This is a genomic window from Mesorhizobium sp. WSM4847 (assembly GCF_055811335.1).
Genome location: NZ_JBVVPY010000003.1, coordinates 176,599 through 202,146, shown reverse-complemented (window position 1 = coordinate 202,146; position 25,548 = coordinate 176,599). Strand labels below are relative to the sequence as shown.

Annotated in this window: 22 protein-coding genes; 13 read left to right on the top strand and 9 right to left on the bottom strand. The window is 64.1% G+C overall.

Features of this window, described 5'->3' with window-relative positions; translation table 11 throughout:
- Nucleotides 1–119: 119 nt before the first annotated feature.
- The 5 genes from AC0L28_RS05525 to AC0L28_RS05505 form a co-directional block, all read right to left on the bottom strand.
- Nucleotides 120–1,151, bottom strand: coding sequence for a BMP family protein (locus AC0L28_RS05525; protein WP_473476070.1), 1,032 nt, complete (start codon nt 1,149–1,151; stop codon nt 120–122).
- Between the two features lie 164 nt (nt 1,152–1,315).
- Nucleotides 1,316–2,608, bottom strand: coding sequence for an NAD(P)/FAD-dependent oxidoreductase (locus AC0L28_RS05520; RefSeq protein WP_473476067.1), 1,293 nt, complete (start codon nt 2,606–2,608; stop codon nt 1,316–1,318).
- Nucleotides 2,608–3,960, bottom strand: coding sequence for a glutamine synthetase family protein (locus AC0L28_RS05515; protein WP_473476065.1), 1,353 nt, complete (start codon nt 3,958–3,960; stop codon nt 2,608–2,610). The genes AC0L28_RS05520 and AC0L28_RS05515 overlap by 1 nt, the downstream gene beginning before the upstream one ends.
- Before the next feature lie 37 nt (nt 3,961–3,997).
- Nucleotides 3,998–5,281, bottom strand: a complete 1,284-nt coding sequence (locus AC0L28_RS05510; RefSeq protein WP_473476062.1) for a glycosyltransferase — start codon at nt 5,279–5,281, stop codon at nt 3,998–4,000.
- A 17-nt stretch (nt 5,282–5,298) separates the two neighbouring features.
- Nucleotides 5,299–6,237 (bottom strand): GntR family transcriptional regulator, encoded by a 939-nt coding sequence (locus tag AC0L28_RS05505; protein ID WP_128173659.1) that lies wholly within the window; start codon nt 6,235–6,237, stop codon nt 5,299–5,301.
- A 239-nt stretch (nt 6,238–6,476) separates the two neighbouring features.
- Between AC0L28_RS05505 and AC0L28_RS05500 the strand changes: the two genes are divergently transcribed.
- The 8 genes from AC0L28_RS05500 to AC0L28_RS05465 all read left to right on the top strand — a co-directional run bounded on the left by AC0L28_RS05500 (nt 6,477) and on the right by AC0L28_RS05465 (nt 14,383).
- The gene (locus tag AC0L28_RS05500; RefSeq protein WP_128168655.1) at nt 6,477–7,541 is read left to right on the top strand and encodes a polyamine ABC transporter substrate-binding protein; all 1,065 of its coding nucleotides are present in this window, start codon (nt 6,477–6,479) and stop codon (nt 7,539–7,541) included.
- A gap of 365 nt (nt 7,542–7,906) precedes the next feature.
- Nucleotides 7,907–8,749, top strand: a complete 843-nt coding sequence (locus tag AC0L28_RS05495) for an ABC transporter permease (protein ID WP_473476274.1) — start codon at nt 7,907–7,909, stop codon at nt 8,747–8,749.
- Entirely contained in the window at nt 8,742–9,536 is a 795-nt protein-coding gene (locus AC0L28_RS05490) for an ABC transporter permease (protein WP_128168656.1), read from the top strand. Before AC0L28_RS05495 ends, AC0L28_RS05490 begins: the two co-directional genes overlap by 8 nt.
- Nucleotides 9,533–10,606, top strand: a complete 1,074-nt coding sequence (locus AC0L28_RS05485; protein ID WP_473476059.1) for an ABC transporter ATP-binding protein — start codon at nt 9,533–9,535, stop codon at nt 10,604–10,606. Before AC0L28_RS05490 ends, AC0L28_RS05485 begins: the two co-directional genes overlap by 4 nt.
- Before the next feature lie 16 nt (nt 10,607–10,622).
- Nucleotides 10,623–11,897, top strand: a complete 1,275-nt coding sequence (locus AC0L28_RS05480) for a glycosyltransferase (protein ID WP_473476057.1) — start codon at nt 10,623–10,625, stop codon at nt 11,895–11,897.
- A 238-nt stretch (nt 11,898–12,135) separates the two neighbouring features.
- Nucleotides 12,136–12,486, top strand: coding sequence for a cupin domain-containing protein (locus AC0L28_RS05475; protein WP_473476055.1), 351 nt, complete (start codon nt 12,136–12,138; stop codon nt 12,484–12,486).
- 24 nt (nt 12,487–12,510) lie between these two features.
- Nucleotides 12,511–12,855 (top strand): cupin domain-containing protein, encoded by a 345-nt coding sequence (locus AC0L28_RS05470; protein ID WP_473476053.1) that lies wholly within the window; start codon nt 12,511–12,513, stop codon nt 12,853–12,855.
- A 19-nt stretch (nt 12,856–12,874) separates the two neighbouring features.
- Nucleotides 12,875–14,383 carry an aldehyde dehydrogenase family protein gene (locus tag AC0L28_RS05465; protein WP_473476051.1) on the top strand — a complete coding sequence of 503 codons (1,509 nt, stop codon included), beginning with the start codon at nt 12,875–12,877 and terminating at the stop codon, nt 14,381–14,383.
- Between the two features lie 38 nt (nt 14,384–14,421).
- Here AC0L28_RS05465 and AC0L28_RS05460 read toward each other — a convergent pair whose 3' ends face one another.
- The 4 genes from AC0L28_RS05460 to AC0L28_RS05445 are packed head-to-tail and all read right to left on the bottom strand — an operon-like array spanning nt 14,422 to nt 18,939.
- Complete coding sequence (locus tag AC0L28_RS05460; RefSeq protein ID WP_128181260.1) at nt 14,422–15,369, bottom strand: ABC transporter permease; 948 nt, start codon at nt 15,367–15,369, stop codon at nt 14,422–14,424.
- Between the two features lie 4 nt (nt 15,370–15,373).
- Entirely contained in the window at nt 15,374–16,354 is a 981-nt protein-coding gene (locus AC0L28_RS05455; RefSeq protein WP_287172999.1) for an ABC transporter permease, read from the bottom strand.
- A gap of 1 nt (nt 16,355) precedes the next feature.
- Nucleotides 16,356–17,876, bottom strand: a complete 1,521-nt coding sequence (locus AC0L28_RS05450) for an ATP-binding cassette domain-containing protein (protein WP_473476047.1) — start codon at nt 17,874–17,876, stop codon at nt 16,356–16,358.
- A 49-nt stretch (nt 17,877–17,925) separates the two neighbouring features.
- Nucleotides 17,926–18,939: a substrate-binding domain-containing protein gene (locus AC0L28_RS05445; RefSeq protein WP_236384608.1), complete on the bottom strand. Its 1,014-nt coding sequence runs from the start codon at nt 18,937–18,939 to the stop codon at nt 17,926–17,928.
- Nucleotides 18,940–19,140: 201 nt separating this feature from the next.
- On the opposite strand from AC0L28_RS05445, the gene AC0L28_RS05440 reads away from it, so the two are divergent.
- From AC0L28_RS05440 to AC0L28_RS05420, 5 genes are all read left to right on the top strand, one after another.
- A complete protein-coding gene (locus AC0L28_RS05440; RefSeq protein ID WP_473476044.1) occupies nt 19,141–21,537 on the top strand; it encodes a glucan 1,4-alpha-glucosidase in 2,397 nt (798 codons plus the stop codon).
- 120 nt (nt 21,538–21,657) lie between these two features.
- A complete protein-coding gene (gene gnd, locus AC0L28_RS05435; RefSeq protein WP_473476042.1) occupies nt 21,658–22,674 on the top strand; it encodes a phosphogluconate dehydrogenase (NAD(+)-dependent, decarboxylating) in 1,017 nt (338 codons plus the stop codon).
- A gap of 16 nt (nt 22,675–22,690) precedes the next feature.
- Complete coding sequence (zwf, locus tag AC0L28_RS05430) at nt 22,691–24,067, top strand: glucose-6-phosphate dehydrogenase (protein ID WP_473476041.1); 1,377 nt, start codon at nt 22,691–22,693, stop codon at nt 24,065–24,067.
- 16 nt (nt 24,068–24,083) lie between these two features.
- Nucleotides 24,084–24,788, top strand: a complete 705-nt coding sequence (locus tag AC0L28_RS05425) for an ROK family protein (RefSeq protein WP_287343382.1) — start codon at nt 24,084–24,086, stop codon at nt 24,786–24,788.
- Nucleotides 24,789–24,935: 147 nt separating this feature from the next.
- Nucleotides 24,936–25,397 (top strand): Ros/MucR family transcriptional regulator, encoded by a 462-nt coding sequence (locus AC0L28_RS05420; protein WP_023800548.1) that lies wholly within the window; start codon nt 24,936–24,938, stop codon nt 25,395–25,397.
- The last annotated feature ends 151 nt before the right edge of the window (nt 25,398–25,548 follow it).

Genomic DNA, 25,548 nt, shown 5'->3' with positions numbered 1-25,548 from the left:
GGGTGGGGTCCGCTGTGACGCGCTCCATCCTTATCGGTCTAAAGCTCGAGGCAGCTGAGATCACCCCACCCGCCTCGCTTCGCTCGGCACCCTCCCCTCAAGGGGGAGGGCTGCGCCGCTCAATCCGAAACCGGCGTGTTCTCGTCGACGACGACACGGAAATTGCCGTCGAGGATTTCGGCCTTCTTCTTCTCGACCAGCTCCTTGACGTCGGCGGGCAGCGTCTTGTCGAATTTGTGGTAGGGCGCCAGAAAGGAGCCGCCCTTGGCCATGCGCGAGAAATCGCCATAGTCCTGCGCGGTGAAGACGCCGGCCTTGACCAGTTTGATCGCATGCTCGACCGTCGGATACATGTCCCAGACCGGGCCGGTGATCACCGTGTCCGGGCCGAGGTTGGACTGGTCGGACATGTTGGAGATGGCGAGGATCTTCCTCTCGACTGCCGCTTCGATGACGCCGAAACGTTCGGCATAGATCACGTCGACGCCGGCGTCGATCTGGGCGATAGCCGCTTCCTTGGCCTTTGGCGGGTCGAAGAAAGAGCCGATGAATGCGACCTTCCTCTTGATGTCAGGATTGACCTCGCGGGCGCCGGCAAAGAAGGCATTGACCAGCCGGTTCACTTCCGGAATGCCCATCGCCGCAACGGCGCCGATCGTGCCTGATTTCGACATCTTTCCGGCGATCAGGCCGGAGAGATAGGCGGGCTCGTGGATCCAATTGTCGAAGACAGCGAAATTCGGCTCGGCCGGCCCGGCGCCGGAGCCGAACAGGAAGGCGACCTTCGGAAACTGCTTGGCGGTGCGGCGGGATTCGCGTTCGGCAGCGAACGCATCGCCCAGCACCAGCTCATAGCCGCCTTGCGCATATTCGCGCATCACACGGCTGAAATCGGCCGTCTGCACCTTCTCCGACCATTTGTATTCGATGCTGAGTTCCTTCTCGGCCCTCTGCAGGGCGACATGGATCTGGTGGACCCATGGCTCCTCGGTCGGCGTGGCGAAGATCGCCGCCACCTTCAGCTTCTTGTCCTGCGCCAAGACCTGGCCCGGCAGCATGGTTGCCGCCAGGCCGAGCGCGCCGAGTTCCAGCAAATCGCGTCGCGAAAGCCCTCCGCGTTTCGATTGGATTTTGCTCTTCCCGTTTTCCATTGCATGCCCCTCTGATTGGCGCCGTGTCGAGCCGGCTGTTTCTTTGGATATCAGGCGAGGGAACTATGGAACGGCGTCCGACCTTTGTCCACATGGTCAAATTTGTCGGGAAGCTGCAGCCGGCTGCCCTCCTCGCAAGACCACGGCGGCAGTGGATTGCTTGCTCAATGCTTGATGCGATCGCGCATGGCGTACCAGAGCATGCCGAGCACATAGAGCGGGCCGCGCAGGGCGGCACCGCCGGGAAACGGCATTGGCCTCAGCGTCGAAAACAGATCGAGCCGCGACGGATCGCCGGTGATCGCCTCGGCAAGCAGCTTTCCCGACAGCGTCGACAGGATCACGCCCTTGCCTGAATAGCCATGCGCAAAATAGACCTCGCCATAGTGGCCGACGTCCGGCAGGCGCGATGTCGTCACCGAGACCAGCCCGCCCCAGGCATGCTCGATGCGGCGGCCGCGCAATTGCGGAAAGGTCTTTTCCATATGCGGCCGCACGAAGCCGGCAATGTCGGCGGGCGGCGACGGCGTGTAGCGCTCGCCACCGCCGAACAGCAGGCGGCCGTCCGCCGACAGCCGGTAGTAGTTGACGACGAAGCGTGTGTCGGAAACGGCGGCATTGCTTGGGATGACGTCGCTGGTGTCGTCCAGCGGCTCGGTGGCGATGATGTAATTGCCGACCGGCATGATGCGGCTGCTGACGCGCGGTTCGAGCCCCTGAAGCAGGGCGTCGCCGGCCAACACAACATGTCTGGCCCGGACCGAGCCCTTGGCCGTGGAAACCCGGATGGAAGGTTTCCGCTCCAGCCGCAGCGCTACCGAATTCTCGTGGATGGTGACGCCTGCCGCTGCCGCGGCGCGAGCAAGACCCAGCGTGTAGTTCAGAGGATGCATATGGCCGCCGAGCTTCTCGTACATGGCGCCGTGATAGGGCGTGTTCACCATTTCACGCGCCCGCGCCGCCGACAGCATCTCGACCTCATGAAAGTTCATTACTGTGGCAAGGCACTCGGCCTCTTCCTCGAGATCGCGCAGGTCGGAGCCGTTTATCGCACCGGCCAGATGGCCGGTGAGCCGGAGGTCGCAATCGATGGCATGGCGCTCGATCAGGTCGAGCACCAGCCCGCGCGCCTCGAGGGCGAGATCGAAAAGCGCCCGCGCCCGTTCGGGCCCATAAAGCTTGGCCAGGCCCTTGGCGCCCTTGCGCAGGCCGGGAATGATCTGGCCGCCATTGCGCCCCGACGCCCCCCAGCCGATCTTGCCGCCTTCGAGGAGCACCACCTTCAGCCCGCGCTCGGCGGCATGAAGGGCTGCGGACAAGCCGGTGCAGCCGCCGCCGACCACCACCAGATCGGCGTCGACGTCGGCCTGCAGCGCCGCCGGATGATCAGGGGCTGGATTGGCGGTCGCGACATAGTAGGATCTGCCGATGTCCAGGCCGGAATTGAAGCCCATCATCAGACCTTGAGCAGCAGGTGGTCGCGTTCCCAGCTGGTGACGACGCTCTGGAACAGGTCGAGCTCGACGCTTTTGACGCGCAAATAGGTCTGGACGAAATCCTCGCCGAGCAAGTCCCGAACCGGACTGCAGGCGGCGAAACGGTCGAGCGCCTCCTCCATGGTTTTCGGCAGCGTGCTCTTGCTGCGATAGGCGTTGCCCGATGCCTCGGGCGAACGCGAGAGCTTTTCCTCGACGCCGAGATAGCCGCAGAGCAGCGAGCCGGCCATCGCCAGATAGGGGTTGGCATCGGCGCCGGGCAGCCGGTTTTCCACCCGCCGTGCGGCCCGCCCGCCGGCCGGCACGCGCAGGCCGCAGGAGCGATTGTCATGCGACCACTCGATGTTGGCGGGCGCGCTGTGGTTCGGCCGGATGCGGCGGAACGAATTCACGTTCGGCGCAAACAGCGGCATCACCTCCGGAATGTATTTCTGCAGGCCGCCGATGAAATGCCCGAACATCTCGGTGTCGGCGTCGTCACGCCCGGCGAACAGCGTATTCCCGGCCTCGTCGATGACCGACATGTGGAGATGCATGGAGCTGCCGGCTTGTGCGGCGATCGGCTTGGCCATGAAGGTCGCATGAATGCCATTATCCTGCGCGGCCCGGCGCGTCATCCGCTTGAACAGCAGCACCTTGTCGGCCAGCGGCAGCGCGTCGCCATGCAGGAAATTGATCTCCAACTGCGCGGTGCCTGACTCGTGGATCAGCGTATCGAGCGGCAGCCCGGCCTTTGCGGCATAGTCGTAGAGCCGCTGGATCACCGGCTCGAATTCCTCCAGCGCCGCCATGTCATAGGGGTGCTGCACGGTTTCGGAGCGGCCATTGCGCCCGACCGGCGCGATCAACGGCCGATCGGGATCGGGATTGGGCGCGGTCAGGTAGAATTCGAGCTCCGGCGCCACCACTGCCCGCCAGCCGCGCTGGTGATAGAGATCGAGCACGGCCCTCAACACATGACGTGGCGAGGCCATCCACGGCCGGTCGTCCATGTGAAACGCATCGGCGAAGACATAGGCCTTTTCAGCTCCAGCGCCGGGCGCAAGGCAGAGCGTCGCGACATCCGGCACCATCCGCATGTCGGGATCCTGATAGGCGAAGCCCTCGTCGTTGGAACCGGAATAGCGGCCGTCTATGCAGACCAGGAAGGCGCTGCTCGGCAGGTAGAGCGCGCGGTCTTCGAGCGACTTCAGGAACTTGGCCGTTGGCAACGCCTTGCCGCGCAAGACGCCGTTCACGTCCGGCACCAGGCACTCGACTTCCCTGATCCCCTGCTGCTCCAGCCATCGCTTCGGATCGTCCGTCGGGGTCATTTGCGGTGCATCCGTTGTCGTGGTGTTGAGCATCAGGTCACGTCCTTGCGAGGGCGAGAATGGCTTCGGCGGCGGCGTCAGTTCCCGGCGCCCGCGCCATGGTGGCCGCATTCTCCTTGAGGCGAAAGCGCATCTCGCCGTCGGCCATTAGGCCAAGGATAGCCTGTTCCAGTTCGTCGTCGCTCCAGCCATCGCGGCTGAGGTAGCGGCCGACGCCGGTTTCCTCGGCGCGTTGCGCATTGTCGTGCCCGTCCCAGCAATAGGGCATGATCAGCGACGGCACGCCGAAACGCAGCGCTTCGCAAAAGCTGTTGTTGCCGCCGTGATGGATGAAGAGATCGGACTTGGCGACAACCGACGGTTGCGGAAACCAGGCGTCGAGATAGACATTGTCCGGAACCGCGCGATAGCTGTCGCGCAGACCGCCGACATTAACGATGAAGCGGGCCGGAAGCCGGTCGAACACGGCGAGCATGCGCTCGATCAGCCCGACATCCATCGCGCCCAGGCTGCCGAAGCTGAGATAGACCAGCGGCCCGTCATTGCGTGGAAAGACCGGCACGTCGAACGGCCCTTCCGAACGGACGCAGCCTTCGAGATAGACGAAGCGGGCCGGGTCGAGCGGCTCGGCGCGCTGCCTGCGCACGATGGTTGGGGTCAGCAGCAGATTGAGATCGGGCGAAGCTTCGAGAAAAAGCCCCTCCGGCAAGGGCGCAAGGCCGGCGTCGGTCCGAAGCCGGTTGAACCGGTCATGTGCCGGAGCGACGGCTGCCAGGTAGCGCGCCTCGAAGACCGCGCGACCGGGGTCGTCGGCGGCGAGACCGGACAGATAGGGCGGTACATCGGCGTCGGGCAGCTCGGTCTCGGCGCAGGAGACGACGCGCACCCATGGGCAACCGGCGGCAGCAAGTGCTGGAAACATGACGACGTTGTCGAGCACCACGGCGTCCGGCTTCAACCGGGTCAGCAATTTGCGCAGCGGCGCCTCGGCATTGACCGCGGTATCGACGATCGCTTGCCAGGTCGGGGCGACGTAGGTTTCGAGCTGGTCGATCGGGCTCAGCCTGAAATGCGGCAGATGCCGGCGCACGAAGGCCTGCCAATAGCTCTGGCGTTCGCTGTCGGTCAGCGGATCGTCGGTCGGCAACTGGTATTCCTGAAACCCGTAGTCGGCGAACACGCCGGAAAAGCCGGCGTGACAGATAAACACCGGCCGCGCACCCCTTGCGCGCAAGGCCTGCGCGATGCCGACGCAATTGAGCGCGGCACCGAAGCTCGCTTCGGGAAACAACGCGATAGTCGGGCTGGTTTTGCGCGTCACTGTTCTCGTGGTCCTCGTCAATCCGGCCGGCTGATCATGCCGAACAACGCGGGGGCGCCGCGACTGGCCGCCTGCGGTCGCTGGCTGCGGGACAATCGCAGATGGACGCGAAGCAGATCGGCTGCAACCTCATACTGCCGGCTTTCCAGTTGGTCGAGTATGGTCAGGTGCTCGCGCAGCGATTGCTTCAGCCGGAAGACGTTGACGCCGGCATAGGTCCCCGGCAGCCGGCGCAGCCTGAGATGGTCCGACAGCGCGTCGGCGACGAACCGGTTGCTGGAGCCGCCGGCGATTAGGCCGTGAAAGTCGATGTCCAGCCGCTGGAACTCTCTGATATCGAATGTGGCGTCGGGCAGCGCCAGCAGCGCCTCCATGCCCTGGCGCAACGCTGCCGCGCGGGTCCCGTCCAGCCGAAAGCCAGGCGCCAGAATGGCGGCGGGTTCCAGCATCAGGCGGAACTCATAGCTTTCCCCTTGTGCCTCCGGATCGTCTGGCGCTCGCCTGAACAGCCAGGACTGTCCCGGTGCGCGATCCAGAAGATTTTCGTCTGTCAGTTTCTTTAGCGCTTTTAGTACTGTCCTTCGTTCGGCACTGTAGCGCCGCATCAACGCGCCGATGGTCACAGTCTGATCCAACCGACGTGCCGACCGATCGCGCAGGATCATCTCCGCGAGTTCGTCCTCCTCGGCGCTTGGCAGGTCAGTGGCAAGCGTCGCCTGCTTGGTGAGGTCAACGGCCAGCCGATAGCCGGATTCGGCTTCCCATCGCACGACGCCTTTTTCGGTGAGCAGGCGCAGCGCGGCCCGCACCGGGGTCCGCGAGACGTTGCAGAGCGAGGCGATCTGCTGTTCCGGGAGATGGGCGCCGGCCTCGAAGCCGCGCTGCCGGGCTACATCGAGAATGCGCTGCGCGAGATCAAGATGATTGGTGCGCGGGCGTTTGGCAACGGCTTGCATGGCGTTTCTCGTGAACGGGCTCGACCGCTGCGGTTTTACCAATTGCCCTTGCGGGCGCGATCGGCTGGATTTCGCGGCGATTTTCCAAATTATGGATTGACGTACTTTTTTCCGCAATAGTACTGTGGGTTCAATCGGCAATAAAAAGACCGGGGAACAGGATCGAAGCGGCGGCATGGTCGCAAGCGCTGGTCCGACGATTGATTGAATTCGACGATCAACCAGAATGGGAGTCTGTCATGACCGCCACCACCCTGCGGCACCGTTCGTTAAAAACTTCCGCGATTGCGCTTGGCCTCGCTATGGCGCTGTCGGCGCCGGCGGCCGCCGCCGACCTCGTCATTTCCAACTGGGACGGCTACATGGCGCCGGACGTCATGGCCGCCTTCAAAGCAGCGACCGGCGTTTCCGGCGAGGTCGTCGTTCACGCCACCAATGAGGAGATCATGGGCAAGCTCGTTGCTTCGGGCGGCAAGGGCTATGACGTGGTCTTCGTTTCCTCGCCGTTCGCAGAAGTGCTGAACAATCTCGGCCTGATCGAGACGATCGACCACGCCAAGATCCCCAATCTCGCCAATCTCTATCCTGAGGCGGCCAAGCTGCCGCACGATGTCGGCAACAATTTTTCCGTGCCTTACACCTGGGGCACCACCGGCCTCTGCTACCGCTCGGATCTGGTGAAGACCGAGCCGGCCAGCTGGAACGATCTTCTCGCCCCGTCCGAGGCGCTCAAGGGCAAGACCACGATGCTGGCGACCGACCGCTGGCTGCTTGCCGCCGGGCAGCTCGCCAAGGGCTATTCGGTCAACGAAACCGATCCGGCCAAGCTCGCCGAGGTCAAGGACCTGCTGATCTCGGCCAAGAAGACCTTGCTCGCCTATGACGACACCACCTTCTATTCGAAGCTGGTTTCGGGCGAGGCGCTGATGGTGCAGGCATGGGATGGCTGGTGCAACTATGGCATCGCCGAGAATCCGCAGATTAAATACACCATACCCAAGGAAGGCTCGGACCTGTGGGTCGATACGATGGTGGTGATGAAGGCATCGGCCAACAAGGACGCCGCCTTCCAGTTCATCAACTTCATGCTGGACGCCAAGAACCACGCCTGGGCGGCTCAGAACATCGATTACAAGGTGCCGAACAAGCCGGCTATGGAAAGCCTGCCGGCGGATTTCCTCGCCAAATTCCCAAATATGAACATGCCTGTGGCCGAACTGGTCAAGTTCGAGCAGTTGCGCGACGTCGGCGACGCCCAGCGCGACTATTCGAAGATCGTCAGCGAGATCAAGGCGGCGCAGTAGTTTCGGCATCTGGAATCAGGCTTGCGTTCCTTCACGCCCCCCTCTGGCCTGCCGGCCATCTCCCCCTCAAGGGGGGAGATCGGCTGGATTGCAGCCGCTCGCCAATCTCCGGCGCAGCACCCCCTCATCCGGCCGCTTCGCGGCCACCTTCTCCCCGCTGGGGAGAAGAGGCTGACGCCAAGGTCGGCGACCTCCTCTCCCCTCGGGGAGAGGTCGGATTGCCCCGAATTTCCCTTCGCAATTCGGTTGGCAATCCGGGTGAGGGGGCGCTTGTCCAAACACAATTTCGATGCCTTTGAGATGGCCTCAAGGCCAGAGGAGGGTGCGACATGAGATCGTTCACACCTTCTCGCTCCTCCTTGCTGATGGCGCCGGCGCTGGCCTGGCTCACCGCCTTGATGGTGGTGCCATGCGCGCTGGTGCTGGCGCTCGCCTTCTTCCGGCGCGGCATTTATGGCGGCATCGAATACAGCTTCACGCTGGAGAATTTCGGGCTGGTGCTCGACCCGCTCTATGCCGGCATCTTCCTCAATTCGGCGCGCATCGCCGGCACGGCAACGCTGATCGCGGTGGTGATCGGCTATGCCGCCGCCTATGCGATCGCGGCAGCACCGCGCCGGTGGCAGCCGGTGTTCCTGTTCTTCGCCGTCTTGCCTTTCTGGTCCAATTACCTGATCCGCACCTATGCATGGATCGTGCTGCTCAACCGCGAAGGCCTGATCACCCAGCTCTTGCGCTGGTTCGGCTATACCGGCGAGCCGCCGTCGATGCTCTATACCGAAGGCGCCGTCATCGCCGGTCTGGTCTACAATTACCTGCCTTTCGTCATCCTCGCCTGCTACGCGCCGCTGTCTCGGCTCAATCCGGAGCTGGCCGAGGCCTCGCGCGATCTCGGCGCTTCGGCCATGACCACATTTCGCCGGATTATACTGCCGCTGACGGTGCCGGGCATCGCCGCCGGGGCGGTTTTCGTCTTCGTGCTGTCGATCGGCAATTTCGTCACGCCGGCACTGCTCGGCGGCGGCCGCTTCCAGATGATCGGCAATCTTGTCTACGACCAGTTCCTGACCGCCAATGACTGGCCGTTCGGCGCAGCGCTGGCGATGGCGCTGATCGCCATCATGCTTTTGGTGCTGACGGCGCAGGCCCTGGCTGCCGATCGCGCCGCGGGCCGTATCGCCGAAGCGAAAGGAGGCGCCGATGACTGAGCGCTCGCCCGCCACACGGCGTACGCTCTGGCTCGTGCTGACGCTCGTCTTCGCCTTCCTCTACATTCCGATCGCCGTACTGGTCGCGCTGTCGTTCAACCAAGGCGGGCTGCCGACCGTCTGGTCGGGCTTTTCGCTGAAATGGTATGCCTCGCTCGCCGGAAACGCCGCGATCCTTTCCGCCGCCCTCAACACGCTGATCGTGGCGCTGGTCTCGACAGCCATCGCCACGCTGCTCGGCACCTTGCTGGCCATCGGCGTCGAAATGCGCCGGCAGTACGGAAGCGGCCTCGAGGCGCTGATCTTTGCGCCGATGATCATTCCCGACATCGTGCTGGCGGTGGCGCTGCTCAGCTTCTTTTCTATGCTCGATTTCACGCTCGGCCTGCACACCATCATCCTCGCCCATGTCGTCTTCAACCTCGCCTTCGTCTGCTCGGTGGTGCGCGCGCGGCTAAAAAGCTTCGACTGGTCGATTGTCGAGGCCTCCGCCGATCTCGGCGCTTCCGCGCTCACCACCTTCAGGCGGGTGACATTGCCGGTCATCCTGCCTGCGGTCGTCGCCGGCGCGCTGCTCGCCTTCACCCTTTCGGTCGACGAGTTCATCATCGCCTTCTTCACCGCCGGCGCCGGCCGCGCCTCGACCACGCTGCCGATGCAGATCTATTCGATGATCCGCTTCGGCATCACGCCGGAGATCAATGCATTGGCGACCATCGTCATGGCGGTCTCAATCACCGCGCTGACCCTATCGCAGCGGCTCAACCGCGGAGTCATCGGCCAATGAGCGAGCCCCGCACGCTGCTGGCGATCGACAAGGTGTCGAAGAACTTCGGCCGGGTGACGGCCGTCGACGGCATCTCGCTCGATGTCCGCGAGAACGAGTTCTTCGCCTTGCTCGGACCTTCCGGCTGCGGCAAGACCACGCTGCTGCGCATGCTGGCCGGTTTCGAGACGCCCAATGAGGGGCGCATCCTGCTCGACGGCCGCGACATCGCCAAAACCCCGCCCAACAGGCGGCCGGTCAACCTGATGTTCCAGTCCTACGCGCTGTTTCCGCATATGAGCGTCCGGGCCAATGTTTCCTACGGCCTTGAAATGGAGCGCTTGCCGGCAAACGAAATCCGCTCCCGCGTCGACGCCATCCTGGCGACGACCGAGCTTGTCGCCTTCGCCGACCGCAAGCCGGAGCAATTGTCGGGCGGCCAGAAGCAGCGCGTCGCGCTTGCCCGGGCGCTGGTCAAGCGGCCGCGGCTGCTGCTGCTCGACGAGCCGCTCGGTGCGCTCGACAAGAAATTGCGCGGCGCCATGCAACTGGAGCTGAAGCGGCTGCAGCACGAAGTCGGCATCACCTTCGTCATCGTCACCCATGACCAGGAGGAATCGCTCGTTATGGCCGACCGCATGGCGGTGCTGAGGGACGGCGAGCTGCTGCAATGCGACACGCCGCATACGGTCTACGAACATCCGGCCGACCGTTTCGTCGCCGACTTCATTGGCGTCATGAATTTCGTGCCGGGCAAAGCCGCCAACGATGGCGTGCTGGCAGCCAATGGTGCGCGGATATCAGGCATGGTTCCCGAAATACTTTCGCCCGGCGCTGCGGCGGTCGCTTCGGTGCGGCCCGAGCGCATCCGGCTGTTCCCGCCGCCAGAGACGGCCAACCGTGTTGCCGGCATCGTCGAGGCGCTCGCCTATCACGGGCTGGACCTGCAGCTGCATGTCCGCACCGCTCTGTCACAAAAACCGTTCCTGGTGCGCGTCACCGCCGACGCCGCCGACCGCCGCCCGGTCGCGTCGGGCGATGCGGTCGAACTCGGCTGGGATGCCGCCGACGTCAGAATTTTCGCAGATTGATTGAAGGAGAACTTTCATGGCGCAGAAGACCATCGCGTTTTTTCCGGAAGCGGCCTACGGCCCGGCGCTCAACTCCGTCGGTATCGCCCAGGCGGTCGAGGCGCGCGGCCACAGAGCGGTGTTCCTGTCGGACCCCGGCTTCGTCGACGTCTACAAGGGCTACGGCTTCGAGGCGCATCCGGTGAACCTGTCCGAGCCGATGCCGCCCGAGCAGATGGCCAAGTTCTGGGCAGACTTCATCAACGGCCACATCCCGAATTTTCGCAAATCGCCCTACGACCAGGTCGACAATTACGTGAAGGACTGCTGGACGGCGATCGTCGACAGCGCCAAATGGGCTGAGAAGGACCTGCCCGGCGTGCTTGCGACGATCAAGCCCGACGTCATCTGCGTCGACAACGTCATCCTGTTCCCGGCGATCAAGCAGTATGGCAAGCCATGGGTGCGCGTCATCTCCTGCTCGGAAAACGAGATCGAGGACGAGGACATCCCTCCGCATCTGTCCGGCTGCGGCGAGAACGACCACGCCTGCCATCAGCGCTACCGCGACCATCTCAACGCGGTAATCAAGCCGATCCATGACGACTTCAATACGTTTTTGAAAGCCAACAACGAAGCGCCGTATCCGATCGGCCAATTCTTCGAGGCCTCGCCTTACCTCAACCTGTTGCTTTATCCCGAGGCGGCAAAGTTCAAGCGCCGCCATCCGCTCGACCCGGCAAAATTCCAGTATCTGGAAGGGTGCGTGCGGCAGGAGAAGCCCTACACCGTGCCGACCTTTGCTGAGAATAATGACGGGCCGCTGCTCTACGTCTCGTTCGGCAGCCTTGGCGCCGGCGATGTCGATCTCTTGAAGCGCATCATCGCGACGCTGGCCGAGACTCGCTACCGGGCGCTGGTCAATGTCGGCGGCTACAAGGACCAATACGCGCAAGTGCCCGGCAATGTCATCGTCGAGAGCTGGTTTCCGCAGCCCTCGGTGATCCCGCAGGTCGACGCGGTTATCCACCATGGCGGCAACAACTCGTTCACCGAGTGTCTCTACTTCGGCAAGCCGGCGATCATCATGCCCTATGTCTGGGATGGCCACGACAACGCGACGCGGGTCGAGGAAACCGGCCACGGCTTCGGCATGCCGCGCTACGACTGGAGCGACGCCGAGCTAATCGCCAAGATCGAAACCTGCCTGACCGACCCGGCAATCAAGGTCAAGCTGGCGAAGACGTCGGCCCAGATGCAATCGCAGAACGGCCCGGAGAAGGCGGCCGGGCTGCTGGAGGAGCTGCTGTGACCGGGCGGATGGGTATGGCGTTCCTTCGCGCCCTCCTCTGTCCTACCGGACATCTCCCCCACTTGGGGGGAGATTGGCCGTCATCACTGATTTCGCCAATCACAAATGTCGCAAGAAGAGTGCCGCCGCCAGAGCTGCCAATCTCCCCCCTCGTGGGGGAGATGTCCGGCAGGACAGAGGGGGGCGCCGTAGAGCGAGACGATCGCGGAGTCATGCATCGCGCCGGCGGAGCACCCACATGACCTCCTCTGTGCCACATCTCCACCAAGCCTCGACCCGCACCGACCTCGTCGACTGGGGCGCACAGCCCAATGCGCTGGAAGGTGCTTCGCACTCCACCGGCAGGCTCGTCCACAAGGGGCCGAACAACCAGCCGGAATCCGGCATCTGGGTCTGCACGCCCGGCCGCTGGCGGCTGGCGATCCCGCGCGACGAACTGTGCCATTTCGTTGCCGGCCGCGCGACCTACCGATCTGACAACGGCGAGGTGATAGAAGTCTCCGCTGCCACGGTGGTCATGTTCCCGGCCGGCTGGACCGGCGAATGCACCGTCCACGAGACCATCCGCAACATTTACATGCTGGCCTGAAGCCAGCCACTGGAGCTTCACGACATGCTGACACCGATCATGAAATCGCCGCTTGCCCTCACCGACCTCGTCGACTGGGGCGTCATCCCCACGATGATCGAGGGCGACTCCCGTACCTCCGGCAAATTGCTGCACAAGGGGCCGGAAGGCCGCTCCGAATGCGGGCTGTGGGTCTGCACCCCAGGCAAATGGCACTGCCACGTCACCCGCGACGAATTCTGCCATTTCCTAGAGGGCCGCTGCACCTATGTCCACGAATGCGGCGAGGTGATCGAGATCGAACCCGACACCGCGGCGTTCTTTCCGCAGGACTGGAAGGGCGTCTGCACCGTCCACGAGACCATCAAGAAGGTCTACATGATCCGCTGAGCGACTTGAAAGGACGACCATGGACTTCTCACCTGACCGGCCGGCCTTCTTCGTCAATCCGGATTATCGGCCGATGACCGGCGCGGCAAAACCGGTGATCGATCCGGCGACGCTGGAAACCGTCGGCGCCATCGCGGCTGCAACCGACGGCGAGATCGACGCCGTGCTCACCGCTGCGGCCAGGGCGCAAGCTGCCTGGAAAAAGCTCGACGCCAAGAGCCGCGCCGGGCATCTGCATGCAGTCGCCAACGCCATCGAGGCGGCCGACTTCACGCGCTGCGCCGAGCTGATGGTGCGCGAGATGGGCAAGCCCTATCCGGAAGCAATCGGCGAGATCGCCAATTGCGCGCCGATCTTCCGCTACTACGCCGAGATGGCGCGTGACGATGCCGGCAAGATCGCCGGCACGACGCAGGCCGGATCGTTCCAGTATGCGCGCTACGAGCCCTACGGCACGTCGGTGCACATCATGCCCTACAATTTCCCGATCCTGTTGATGTGCTGGACCGTTGCCGCCTCGCTTGCCGCCGGCAATGCCTGTGTGATCAAGCCGGCCGAAGCGACGACATTGTCGACGCTGGATTACATGACCGTGTTCCGCTCCCTGCCGGAGGGCCTGGTTTCCTGCCTGCCCGGCGCGGCGGCCACGGCGCAGGCTTTGATCGCCTCCGACCGCACCCATGCGGTTGCCTTCACCGGTTCGGTCGCCGCCGGCAAGGCAGTCGCCGTCGCTTGCGCCGAGCGCATGAAGCCATGCGTCATCGAGGCCGGCGGCAGCGATCCGCTGATCATCAGCCGACACGCCCCGCTCGACGTGGCGGCCGCCGGCAGCGTCACCGCAGCGTTCCATCTCACCGGCCAGGTCTGCACCTCGGCCGAACGCTTTTTCGTCGTCGATGCCGTTCACGACCGCTTTGTCGAGCTGTTTGCGCAGAAGACACGGGCGCTACGCATCGGCAACGGTCTCGACAAGACCGAGATCGGACCGCTGGTCAGCGAGGCGGCGCGGGCGAAAGTCATGCGGCTGGTCGACGATGCCGTGCGCAGCGGTGCCAGGGCGATCACCGGCGGGCGTATCCCGCCGGCGCACAATGTCGGCTGGTTCTACGAGCCGACGATCCTGACCGGCGTCACCCCCGACATGGCAATCGTGCGCGAAGAATGTTTCGGACCAGTCGCCGCGATCTGCCGGGTCAAGGATTTCGACGAGGCGATAGAGCTTGCCAATGACAGCCCGTTCGGGCTCGGCGCCTCGGTGTTCACCACCGATCTCGCCGAGGCGCATGAGGCTGCGGAGCGGCTTGAGGCAGGGATGGTCTGGGTCAACAATCCGCTGATCGACAATGACGCGCTACCGTTCGGTGGCTGGAAGGCGTCGGGCCTTGGCCGCGAACTGGGACGCCAGGGGCTCGATGCCTTCCGCCGTTCGAAGATGGTGATCATCGACCACAAACCGGCGATCCAGGGCTGGTGGTATCCCTATCCCGACAGCTGGTTCCGCGAATCCGGCGGCCGCAAGCACGTATGAGATGACACAGGGTCAGCGCCGCCAAGCGCCGCCGCTTGCTAGCGCAGCGCTTTCTGCCCGCCAGCGGCAGTGATGACGCCGACGATGATCAGCCCGGTCAGCAACAGACGGACGCCGGCGCTGACGCCGAACGTGTTGAGCATGGTCAAAAGCAGCACCAGGAACAGGGCCGCGCCCCATACACCCGGCACATTGGCCTTGCCGCCGGCTACCGACGTGCCGCCGATGACGACGACGGCGATCGAGGCCAGCAGGTACTCATTGCCGATATCGACATTGGCGCCGCGGAAATAGCCGGCGAGCAGCGCCCCGTCGAGGCCGCCGAGCGCGCCCGACAGCGTGTAGGTAAGAAAGCGGATGCGGCCGACATTGACGCCGGCCAGCCACGCCGCGCGGATGTTCTGGCCGATCGCCAGCACCGAACGGCCATAGATCATGCGCTGCAGCGCGATCGCAGCGCCGATGGAGAACAGCACGGTGAGGATCGCCAGCACCGGAATGCCAAGAATCTGCCAGTTGGTGAAACTGGCAAAGCCCGGCGGCGGCTTGATCTGCAAGCCGCGGCCATAGCTGATGTCGATCGACTGGATGATGAAGCTCGCCGACAGTGTGGCGATGATCGGTGGAATGCGCAGCGCCCAGATCAACAGATAATTGGCGGCGCCGATCGCCATGCCGCAGGCCAGCGCCGCCAGCAGCCCGACCGCGATCATTGAATCATTGCCGTCCATCACCTTCATGGCGACGGCGCTGGCGAGGCCGATATTGGCGGGCAGCGACAGGTCGACATTGCCGGGACCGAGCGTGATCACGAACATCTGGCCGACACCGACGATGACGGTGAAGACGGCGAGCGAAAGTGCCGCCGTGATCATGCCGCCGCCGCCATATCCGCCGGTGAAGGTGATCGTCGCCAGCCACACCAGCAGCGCACCGATGAAGGACCATATCCAGGGTTTTGCGAGCAGCAATCGCAACGATGCCATCCCCTCACCTCTCCCTGCGGCTGATCAGCACCCGGGCCGCCAGCACGATGATGAGGATGGCGCCGTTGGCGGCCACCTGCCAATCGGGCGGGATGTGCATGAAGGTCAGCAGCGGCGAGGCGGCGAGCGCCAGCGTCAGCGCGCCGATTACCGCGCCGATCGGCGATACCCGGCCGCCGACAAATTCGCCGCCGCCGAGGATGACGCCGGCAATCGAAAGCAGCGTGTAGCCATTGCCAATATTGGCATCGGCCGAGGTGGTGATGCCGATCAGGGCCATGCCGGACAAAACGCCGAACAGACCGGTCAACGCGAACAGCACGATCTTGGTCTTGAGCAGCGACCAGCCGGCACGGCTGAGGGCCGCGGCATTGCCGCCCGATCCGCGCAGGATGACGCCATACGAGGTGCGCATCAACCCGAAATGAACGACCGCCGCGATCAGCAGCGCCGCAATGATCGGGAACGGAACGAAGGGCGGTTTGAAGGCCATAAGCGACAGCAGCCAGTCCGGTGCTTTGCCGCCGGGCTTCGGCAGGATGAGGATGGCGAGGCCCTGCCAGACAAAACTCATGCCGAGCGTCACCACGATTGAAGGCAGGTTGCGCAGATGGATCAGCGCGCCGAGCAGCGCATAGACGCCGATCGACCCGAGGAGGATCAAGACACCGACCAGCGGCGCCTCCTTCAGCCATGTCGCCGTGACGCAGCCGACGAAACCGACGAAGGTGCCGATCGACAGGTCCAGCTCGTTGCCGGCAATGACGAACATCTGCGCGATCGTCGCCAATGCGATCGGGATTGCCAGGTTGAGCATCAGGCTGAAGCCGAAATAGCTGATGGCGCGCGGGTTGAGCCAGGCGATCGCCAGCAGCACCAGCACCAGCGACATCGCAGGCAGCAGCCCGCGCAGCAGGCGCGCCCGCGCCAGCGCGCTTCGCTCGGAAGAACTCTTGGGACCGCTCTCGACGGGTGCTGCCGTCATCTCAAGCCGCATCGCCGAACGAGGACTGGATGATCTTTTCCTCGGTCAGCTCGTCGCGACCAAGCTTGGCGACGATCCGGCCGTTCTTGAAGACATAGACGTGGTGGCAATTGTCGAGCTCTTCGGTTTCCGTGGTGTACCAGAGGAAGGTACGGCCGCGGCCAGCCTCTTCGCGCACAAGGTCGTAGACCTCGAGCTTGGTGCCGATGTCGACGCCGCGCATCGGGTCGTCCATCAGCACGATCTTGGCGTCGGAACCGAGCGCCCGGGCAAACAGGGCCTTCTGCTGGTTGCCGCCGGACAGCGAGAAGATGTTGTTGTTCATGTCGGGGGTGCGGATGCCGATTTTCTTTTGCCAGAAGTCGGCGAGCTCGGCTTCGCGCCGCGGCGAGATCAGCAGGCCGTTGCGCAATCGCGCCAGCGAGCGGATGCCGATGTTTTGCGCAATCGACCATTGCGGAAAGATCCCGTCAGACTGGCGGTCGCCGGCCACCAGCGCCACCGGCGCGGTGACCTCGATGCCGGTTTTGGTGCGCGCCGCGGCTGCGAAAATCGCCAGCAGCAGATCGGTTTGGCCATGACCGGCAAGCCCGGCAAGGCCGATGATCTCGCCGGCATGCGCCACAAGTTCGTTGCCGTCCTGTTGCCGCGCTGGGCGGGCCCGGACCCGCAACGGGCCGGTCTCCGGCTTTTGGGTCGCGATTTCGGCCGCGATCTTCTCACGCGCTGCCGCTCCGCCCATGGTCGTCACCAGCCTGCCGCGATCGAAAGCCTTAGCCGCATCCGACGCGACGACCTTGCCGTCGCGCATCACCACGATGCGGTCGGCATTCCCGAGCACCTCGCCCAGAACATGCGAGATCAGAATGCAGCTCTTGCCCCCGGCGACAAAGCGCCGGACGAAACCCAGCAACTGGCCGGCCGTGTGCGCGTCGAGCGAGGATGTCGGCTCGTCGAGGATGACCAATTCGAGCGGATCCTGCGTCACCGTGAAGGCGCGCGCCACCTCGACCATCTGCCGCCTGCCGATGGAAAGGTCGCTGGCGATATCGGCGGCGGAGATGCTGTGGCCCGGAAATATCTCGTCGAGCTTGGCGGCGATCAGATCGGCCGCCTTGCGCCGCCAGCCGAGGCCGCGCAGCGCCGGGTGGTTGATTCGGGTGTTCTCGGCAACGCTGAGGTTCGGGCACAGCGACAGTTCCTGGAATACGCAGCGTATGCCGAGTTGTTGGGCGCGCGGCACCGAATAATTGTCCTCGATGCCGCCACGCACCGCGATCCGACCGCTGTCGGGCACGAGCGTGCCCGCCACCATATGCATGAGCGTCGACTTGCCCGCGCCATTGTGGCCGACGAGACCGACGCATTCGCCGGCGCCGACGTGGAAATCCACCCCGGCGAGCGCCCGGACGGCGCCGAAATGTTTTTCGGCTCCGTCCAGCCTGATGATGTCGACAGTGGCGGCGCCGAAATGTTTTTCGGCTCCGTCCAGTCTGATGATGTCTACACCGGCCTCGGGCATCCCTAGTGAAATCCGGAAGACGACGCGCGCGGCATTGGATGTGCCACGCTCACTTGATGTTGGCTTTGATCGCCGCGATGGCGTCTTCCTGCGTGTATTCGTGGCTGGCGACGCCGCCCTTGGGGATGTTCGGCAGCTCGGCCTCGAAATTGTCCTGGGTGAAGGCGAGGTATGGCACCAACAGGTCATGCGGCACATCGGTGCGGCCGTCGAGCACCTGCTGCGCCACCCAGAAGGCCAGCGACGACACGCCCGGCGCAATCGACGCCGACCAGGTCTGGTAGCCATCCTTGTCCTTCTGTTCCTTCCACCACTGCAATTCGTCCTGGCGGTTGCCCATAATGATGGTCGGGCGCGGTTTGCCGGCGGCGGCGAAGGCTTGTGCCGCGCCATAGCCGTCGCCGCCCTGATCGACGACGCCGACGATTTCCGGCAGCGACGGCAGGATCGTCGCGACCGCCTTCTGCGCTGTGGTCTGGTCCCAGTCGCCGGTCACCGAACCGACGATCTTGAACTCGGGATGGGCGGCGACGCCCTCCAGAATCCCGGCGTGGATGGCGTCGTCGATCGACGTGCCGGCAAGGCCGCGGATTTCCAGCAGATTGCCGCCCTCGGGATGGAACTTGGCCATCTGCTCGACTTCCTGCCTGCCCATGTCCTTGAAGTCGACGACGACGCGGTAGGCGCAGGGCTCGGTGACGATGCCGTCGAAGGAGACGACGACGATGCCGGCATCGCAGGCCTGCTTGACGGCGCCGTTGAGCGCGTCCGGCGAGGCGGCGTTGATGACGATGGCGTCATAGCCTTGCAGGATCAGGTTCTGAACCTGGGCAGCCTGGGTCGGCACTTCCTTGTCGGCCGTCGTGAAGATGTCCGCGGCGGCGACCACCCCGTCGGCGACCGCCTTCTTGGTGACGATGGCATAGCTGTCGAGCATCGCCTGCCGCCACGAATTGCCGGCATAATTGTTGGAAAAGGCGATCTTCTTGTCGCTGGTGTCGGCCAGTGCTGCGCCTGACGCGAGCATCGCCGCAAGGGCACTCAGGACGAGTATCTTCTTCATCTGTTATCCTCCCATGGATTGCTGGTCGTTGTTGGCTGCTGGCGGCTGTTATGACGACCCTCGTTTCAATATTGTCAGACAAATTTAGATGGACGCGCTTGTCAACAGCGATCGATGACGGTTTGACGATCAACTTGCGGTGCAATGATTGAAAAGGCTTCGGCTCCTGGTCTAGGGATGGGGCAGGAGACCAAAATCAAGATGGTAGCGACGCCGACTTTTGCGCCGGGTGCACCCGGAATTCCGGCGCGCTGGACGTCGAGCGCCAAGAGCGGCGTCGGAACCGCGCTTTCGCCGGCCTGTCCTGTCTGGTTCACGATCAGCCACGGCATCCTCAACGAGGTCTATTATCCCCGCCTCGACAGCGCCTGCACCCGAGACATGGGACTGGTCGTCACCGGCCCCGGCTTCTATTTCTCGGAAGAAAAGCGCGATGCCGTGCACAGCCTCGAGCCGTTCGAGGATGGGGTGCCCGCCTACAGGCTGGTCAACACCGCCGCCACCTACCGGATCGAAAAGCGCATCGTTACGGATCCGGAACATCCTGTTTTGCTGCAGGAAATCAGCTTCACGCCGCTGAGCGGCACATACGCCGACCACCGCGTCTACGCGCTGCTGGCGCCGCATCTGGTCAACGCCGGCATGGCCAACACCGCCTGGGTCGGCGACCACGAGGGAAGGCCTGTCCTGTTTGCATCGGGACGTGGCGTTTGCCTGGCGCTCGCCTCGTCGCTGCCCTGGGGAGCATGCTCGGCCGGCTATGTCGGTGTCTCCGACGGCTGGCAGCAGCTCCGTCGTGACGGCCGACTCGACCCGGCTTGCCGCAGGGCCGAGGACGGCAATGTCGCGCTGACCGGCGAGATCGGCTTTTCGGCTGCGAACCCGACGGCGTTGCTGGCGCTGGGTTTCGGAACGACGCCGCAAGAGGCGGCGGAAAATGCCTCGGCCAGCCTGAAGCGAGGCTTTGCGCCCGCGGCCAAATCCTTTATCGAAAAATGGCGCAAATGGCAGGCTGGCTTGCTGCCGCTGGACCGGCGTGGTGCGGGGATCAACACGTATCGTGTCAGCACGGCAGTTCTGGCAACGCATCGCTCATCCACCGGAGCGGCCGTCGCCAGCCTGTCGATCCCGTGGGGCTTCAGCAAGGGCGACGACGATATAGGCGGCTATCATCTGGTCTGGCCGCGCGACCTGGTCGAAACCGCGGGCGGTTTCCTCGCCGCCGGCGATCCGGCGCAAGCGCTTGAGATCCTCGCCTATCTCCGCTCGATCCAGCAGCCGGATGGGCATTGGCCGCAGAACGCCTGGCTCGACGGATCAGCCTATTGGCCGGGCATCCAGATGGACGAATGCGCGTTTCCGCTGCTGCTCGCAGACGCGCTGCGCCGGGCTGGGCATCTGGCAGACGCCGCGTTGCGCTCCTTCATGCCGATGGTCGAGCGCGCCGCTTCCTACGTCGTGCGCAACGGTCCGGTCACCGGCGAAGACCGCTGGGAAGAGGATGCCGGCTACAGCCCGTTCACGCTGGCCGTCGAGATCGCCGCCCTGCTGGCCGCGGCCGACCTGTTCGAAACTTGCGGCAAAGCAGAGCCGGCAAATTATCTGCGGGAAACCGCCGATGTCTGGAACGACCAGATCGAGCGCTGGACCTATGTCACCGGCACTCCACTCGGCGAAGAGGTCGGCGTCGAGGGCTATTACGTCCGCATCGCGCCGGCCGACACCGCCGGCGCGGCGTCGCCGAAGGACGGCTATGTGCCGATCAAGAACCGGCCGCCGGGCGATAGCGACCGGCCGGCCGAGGCGATCGTCAGCCCGGATGCGCTGGCGCTCGTCCGCTTCGGCCTCAGGGCCGCCGACGATCCGCGCATCGTCGACACGGTCAGGGTCATCGATGCGCGGCTGCGCTGCGACCTGCCGCAGGGGCCCGTCTGGCATCGCTATACCAGCGACGGCTATGGCGAGCACGCCGACGGCGCGCCCTTCGACGGGTCCGGCCAGGGCCGGCCCTGGCCGCTGCTGGTCGGCGAGCGCGCCCATTACGAACTGGCGGCGGGCCGCAAGGACAAGGCAGCGAGCCTGTTAAAGACCCTGGAGGATTCGGCCGGGTCGGGCGGCCTGCTGCCGGAGCAGGTCTGGGATGGTCCCGACATCGCCGAACACGAACTGCGGCACGGCGGACCATCGGGCAGCGCCATGCCTCTGGTCTGGGCGCATTCGGAGCATATCAAGCTGCTGCGCTCGCTCAAAGACGGCGCCGTCTTCGACATGCCGCCGCAAGGCGTGAAGCGCTACATCGAGGACAGGACCGTGGCGCCGCGCCGGACATGGCGCTTCAATCACAAGCTCCGCGCCATGCCCGCCGGCAAGCTGCTGCGCGTCGAACTGCTGGCCCGGGCGGTGGTCCATTGGAGCACCGACGATTGGGCAACCATCCGTGACGCCGCGACGATCGAGAACGCCTTCGGCATCCATCTCATGGACCTGCCCGTTGCCGATGTCCCGCCGGGCAATATGATCGTCTTTACTTTTTTCTGGCCCGATGCCGGCCGTTGGGAGAATGTCGACTTTTCCGTCGGTATCGACAAGCCGGACTAGAGCATGATCCCGAACCGAAGGTCCGCGTTAGCGAAAAGTGGAAACCGGTTTTCGGAAAAGATCATGCTCCAACAATAGAGCCAGTAGATCTTCTATCCCTCAAGAAGCAGGACGAAAAACATGCAGATCGGAATGATGGGACTGGGCAGGATGGGCGCCAACATGGTGCGGCGCCTGCTGCGCGATGGCCATGAATGCGTGGTCTACGACATCAACCCGGCCAGCGTTGAAGCCCTTGTGACGGCTGGCGCGATCGGAGCCGCTTCGATGGAGGATTTCGTCGGCAAGCTGACCGAGCCGCGCAGCGCCTGGCTGATGCTGCCGGCGGCGATCACCAGCCGGATCGTCGATCAGATGGCCGACCTGATGGAGCCGGGCGACATCATCGTCGACGGCGGCAATTCCTATTATCACGAGGCTGTCGACCATGCCGCGCGCCTGGCATTGAAAGGCTTGAACTATGTCGATGTCGGCACCAGCGGCGGCGTCTGGGGCCTTGAGCGCGGCTATTGCCTGATGATCGGCGGCCCCGACAGCGCGGTCCAGCATCTCGACCCGGTCTTCGCCACCCTGGCGCCGGGCGCCGATGCCGGGATGCCCGCCCCCGGCAAGGATGCCGGAACCGCCCCGTTCGGCTATCTCCACTGCGGACCGAGCGGCGCCGGCCATTTCGTCAAGATGGTCCACAACGGCATCGAATACGGCGTCATGGCCGCCTATGCCGAGGGCATGAACATCCTGAAGTCGGCGAATGCCGGCAAGCGACAGCGGACGGCCGACGCCGAAACCAGTCCATTGGAAAACCCGCAATATTACCAGTTCGACATCGATATCGCCGAGGTAGCCGAGGTCTGGCGGCATGGCAGCGTCATCGGCTCCTGGCTGCTCGACCTCACGGCGGGCGTATTGAAGGCCGATTCGGGGCTGACGCAGTTCGGCGGACGGGTTTCGGATTCCGGCGAAGGCCGCTGGACGCTGAAGGCGGCGATCGACACCGGCGTGCCGGCGCCGGTTCTGTCCTCGGCCCTGTTCGACCGGTTCGCCTCGCAAGGCGAATCCGAATTCGCCGACAAGCTGCTGTCCGCCATGCGCTATGCCTTTGGCGGCCATGTCGAAAAGCCGAAGACCGGCTCGTGACGGGGAAGACACGCTCATGAACCAGGAACGGTCCGACACGCTGGTGCTTTTCGGGGCGACCGGCGACCTCGCCCACAAAAAAATCTTCCCGGCACTTTACGCCATGGTCGCCAAGGGAACGCTGACCGAGCCGGTGATCGGCGTCGCTTTCGACGCCTGGGACCTGAAGCAGTTGCAGGCGCGCGCCCACGACGGCATCGTCAAGGCCATCGGCAAGGTCGACGAAAAAATCTTCGCTAAACTAGCCTCGCTGCTTCGTTATGTCAGCGGCGACTACCGCAGCGCCGCGACATTCGAGAAGCTGAAAAGCGCGCTCGGAACCGCGCAGCACCCGCTGCACTATCTGGCGGTGCCGCCGACCATGTTCGAGACGGTCATCCAGGGCCTGGAACAGTCGGGCGCAGCCCGGGGCGCGCGTCTGATGGTGGAAAAGCCTTTCGGTCACGATCTGCAATCGGCGCGCTGGCTGAACCGGGTCCTGCACCTGGTGTTCGACGAGCAGTCGATCTTTCGCATCGACCATTATCTCGGCAAGGAGGCGATCCAGAACCTGCTCTATTTCCGCTTCGCCAATTCCTTTCTCGAGCCGATCTGGAACCGCAATTTCGTCGAGAGCGTGCAGATCACCATGGCCGAGGATTTCGGCGTCGAAGGCCGCGGCCGCTTCTACGACGAGGTCGGCTGCATCCGCGACGTCATCGAGAACCATCTGCTCAACATCCTGCTGCTGCTTGCCATGGAGCCGCCCGTTGGCCGCTCGGCCGACGATCTGATCGACGAGAAGGTGCAGGTGCTGCGGGCGATCCGGACGCTGACCAGTGACGATGTCGTGCGCGGCCAGTTCAAAGGCTATCTCAGCGAGCCGGGCGTCGCGCCGAATTCGCCGGTCGAGACCTTCGCGGCGGTGCGTTTCTTCGTCGACACCTGGCGCTGGCGGGACGTGCCCTTCTTCATCCGCGCCGGCAAATGCATGCCGGTGCACGCCACCGAGGTCATCGTGCGGCTGAAGCGGCCGCCGCTCGACGTCTTCGACCCGATCAAACCCGGAGATGCGAATCACGTCCGTTTCCGCATCGACCCGCAGGTGGCGATCTCGATCGGCGCCCAGCGCAAGGCCGCTGGTGACGACATGATCGGCGAGCAGGTCGAACTCACCGCGCTCGACGACAGCAAGGGCGACATGCCGCCCTATGAGCGGCTGATCGGCGACGCCATGAACGGCAACGGCCAGTTGTTCACTCGCCAGGATGCCAGCGAGCTTGCCTGGCGGATCGTCGGCCCGGTGCTCGGCGATACCACGCCGCCACACCTCTATGAGCCGGGAGCATGGGGTCCCGCCGAGGCGATGGCCGGGTTCGGACCGCCGAACGGCTGGATCAACCCGGCGAAATGAACTCGGAGGCGACGCAATGGCCAAAGCGGCGAAAAAGCCGGCACCGGAGAGCGAAAAGATCGTGCTTGCGATCGATATCGGCGGCTCCCATGTCAAGATCCTCACCAGCGCCGGCGGCGAGGAGCGCAGAGCCGATTCCGGGCCCGGCCTGACGCCGCAGCAAATGATCGCCGTCGTGCAGACGCTCGCCGATGGCTTGCCCTACGATGTCGTCTCGATCGGTTATCCCGGCCCGGTGCACCACAACAGGCCACTGGCCGACCCCGCCAATCTCGGCAAGGGTTGGGTCGGATTTGACTTCGCAACGCAGTTCGGCAAGCCGGTGAAGCTGGTCAACGACGCGCTGATGCAGGCCGTCGGCAGCTATGAAGGCGGGCGCATGCTGTTCCTGGGTCTCGGAACCGGACTCGGTGCTGCGATGATCCTCGACAACGTCGCCCAGCCGATGGAACTCGCGCATCTTCCCTACAAGAAGGGCAGCAGCTTCGAGGACTATGTCGGCGAACGCGGCCTTGAAAAGCGCGGCAAGAAGAAATGGCGCAAACACGTTTTTGACGTAGTCGAGCGGCTGCGCGCCGCCCTTCAGCCTGACTATGTGGTCATCGGCGGCGGCAATGTCGACAAACTCGACGAATTGCCTGCCGGTTGCAGGCGTGGCGACAACACACGCGCCTTCGACGGGGGGTTTCGACTGTGGCGCGACAAATCCCTGATTGTCTGATATTATAGCGGTTCGAGGCCAAACCTGTTGATCTGGCCCGGCCGTTAGTATTGTTATTCAAAATAATGTGTAGCGTGGTGCGGCGTCATTGCGTTATGCAGATTTGCCGACTAGGAATTCTGCGACCCCACTAACGGAGAAAATAGATTGACCGACGACAGCAACAAAGCCCGCAAGGACATCGACCTTCTCGAGCTGACCGCTCATATCGTGTCCGCTTACGTTGAGAAGAACCGCTTGCCCGCTTCCGGCCTCGGCGATCTCATCGCCAGCGTCAGCGCGTCGATAGGTGGGCTCGGCCAGCCCGCCGTTCCGGTCGCAGCACCGCTGATCCCGGCGGTCAATCCCAAGAAATCGGTGACGCCGGATTACATCATCTGCCTCGAAGACGGCAAGAAGTTCAAATCCCTGAAACGCCATATCGGCGTTCATTTCGGACTGACGCCGGATGCCTACCGCGCCAAATGGGGCTTGCCGGCTGACTATCCGATGGTCGCCCCGACCTATGCGGCCTCGCGCTCGCAGTTGGCGAAGGCGATCGGCCTTGGCCGCAAGGCCGCCCCGCCGGCGCCGGTCAAGAAGACCAGGAAGCCCAAGGCCACGGTCTGACGCGCTCGAAGTCGCCTTTGACGCTCGAGATTGGCGAAAGCCGTCGCGACGTCCAATCTCCCCCCCCTTGGGGGGGGGGGAGATGTCCGGCAGGACAAGAGGGGGCGCGGGGAGAACTCGACCTGCGCGCCTAATAACCCTTCCACCTCCG

Excerpts from the sequence above, each read along its gene's own strand:
- AC0L28_RS05500 (WP_128168655.1), top strand. The coding sequence starts at position 6,477 with ATGACCGCCACCACCCTGCGGCACCGTTCGTTAAAAACTTCCGCGATT.
- AC0L28_RS05515 (WP_473476065.1), bottom strand. The coding sequence starts at position 3,960 with ATGACCCCGACGGACGATCCGAAGCGATGGCTGGAGCAGCAGGGGATC.
- AC0L28_RS05440 (WP_473476044.1), top strand. The coding sequence starts at position 19,141 with ATGGTAGCGACGCCGACTTTTGCGCCGGGTGCACCCGGAATTCCGGCG.
- AC0L28_RS05450 (WP_473476047.1), bottom strand. The coding sequence starts at position 17,876 with ATGCCCGAGGCCGGTGTAGACATCATCAGACTGGACGGAGCCGAAAAA.
- gnd (WP_473476042.1), top strand. The coding sequence starts at position 21,658 with ATGCAGATCGGAATGATGGGACTGGGCAGGATGGGCGCCAACATGGTG.
- AC0L28_RS05455 (WP_287172999.1), bottom strand. The coding sequence starts at position 16,354 with ATGACGGCAGCACCCGTCGAGAGCGGTCCCAAGAGTTCTTCCGAGCGA.
- AC0L28_RS05505 (WP_128173659.1), bottom strand. The coding sequence starts at position 6,237 with ATGCAAGCCGTTGCCAAACGCCCGCGCACCAATCATCTTGATCTCGCG.
- AC0L28_RS05495 (WP_473476274.1), top strand. The coding sequence starts at position 7,907 with ATGGCGCCGGCGCTGGCCTGGCTCACCGCCTTGATGGTGGTGCCATGC.
- AC0L28_RS05525 (WP_473476070.1), bottom strand. The coding sequence starts at position 1,151 with ATGGAAAACGGGAAGAGCAAAATCCAATCGAAACGCGGAGGGCTTTCG.
- zwf (WP_473476041.1), top strand. The coding sequence starts at position 22,691 with ATGAACCAGGAACGGTCCGACACGCTGGTGCTTTTCGGGGCGACCGGC.
- AC0L28_RS05520 (WP_473476067.1), bottom strand. The coding sequence starts at position 2,608 with ATGATGGGCTTCAATTCCGGCCTGGACATCGGCAGATCCTACTATGTC.
- AC0L28_RS05425 (WP_287343382.1), top strand. The coding sequence starts at position 24,084 with ATGGCCAAAGCGGCGAAAAAGCCGGCACCGGAGAGCGAAAAGATCGTG.
- AC0L28_RS05475 (WP_473476055.1), top strand. The coding sequence starts at position 12,136 with ATGACCTCCTCTGTGCCACATCTCCACCAAGCCTCGACCCGCACCGAC.
- AC0L28_RS05480 (WP_473476057.1), top strand. The coding sequence starts at position 10,623 with ATGGCGCAGAAGACCATCGCGTTTTTTCCGGAAGCGGCCTACGGCCCG.
- AC0L28_RS05490 (WP_128168656.1), top strand. The coding sequence starts at position 8,742 with ATGACTGAGCGCTCGCCCGCCACACGGCGTACGCTCTGGCTCGTGCTG.
- AC0L28_RS05470 (WP_473476053.1), top strand. The coding sequence starts at position 12,511 with ATGCTGACACCGATCATGAAATCGCCGCTTGCCCTCACCGACCTCGTC.
- AC0L28_RS05445 (WP_236384608.1), bottom strand. The coding sequence starts at position 18,939 with ATGAAGAAGATACTCGTCCTGAGTGCCCTTGCGGCGATGCTCGCGTCA.
- AC0L28_RS05460 (WP_128181260.1), bottom strand. The coding sequence starts at position 15,369 with ATGGCATCGTTGCGATTGCTGCTCGCAAAACCCTGGATATGGTCCTTC.
- AC0L28_RS05465 (WP_473476051.1), top strand. The coding sequence starts at position 12,875 with ATGGACTTCTCACCTGACCGGCCGGCCTTCTTCGTCAATCCGGATTAT.
- AC0L28_RS05485 (WP_473476059.1), top strand. The coding sequence starts at position 9,533 with ATGAGCGAGCCCCGCACGCTGCTGGCGATCGACAAGGTGTCGAAGAAC.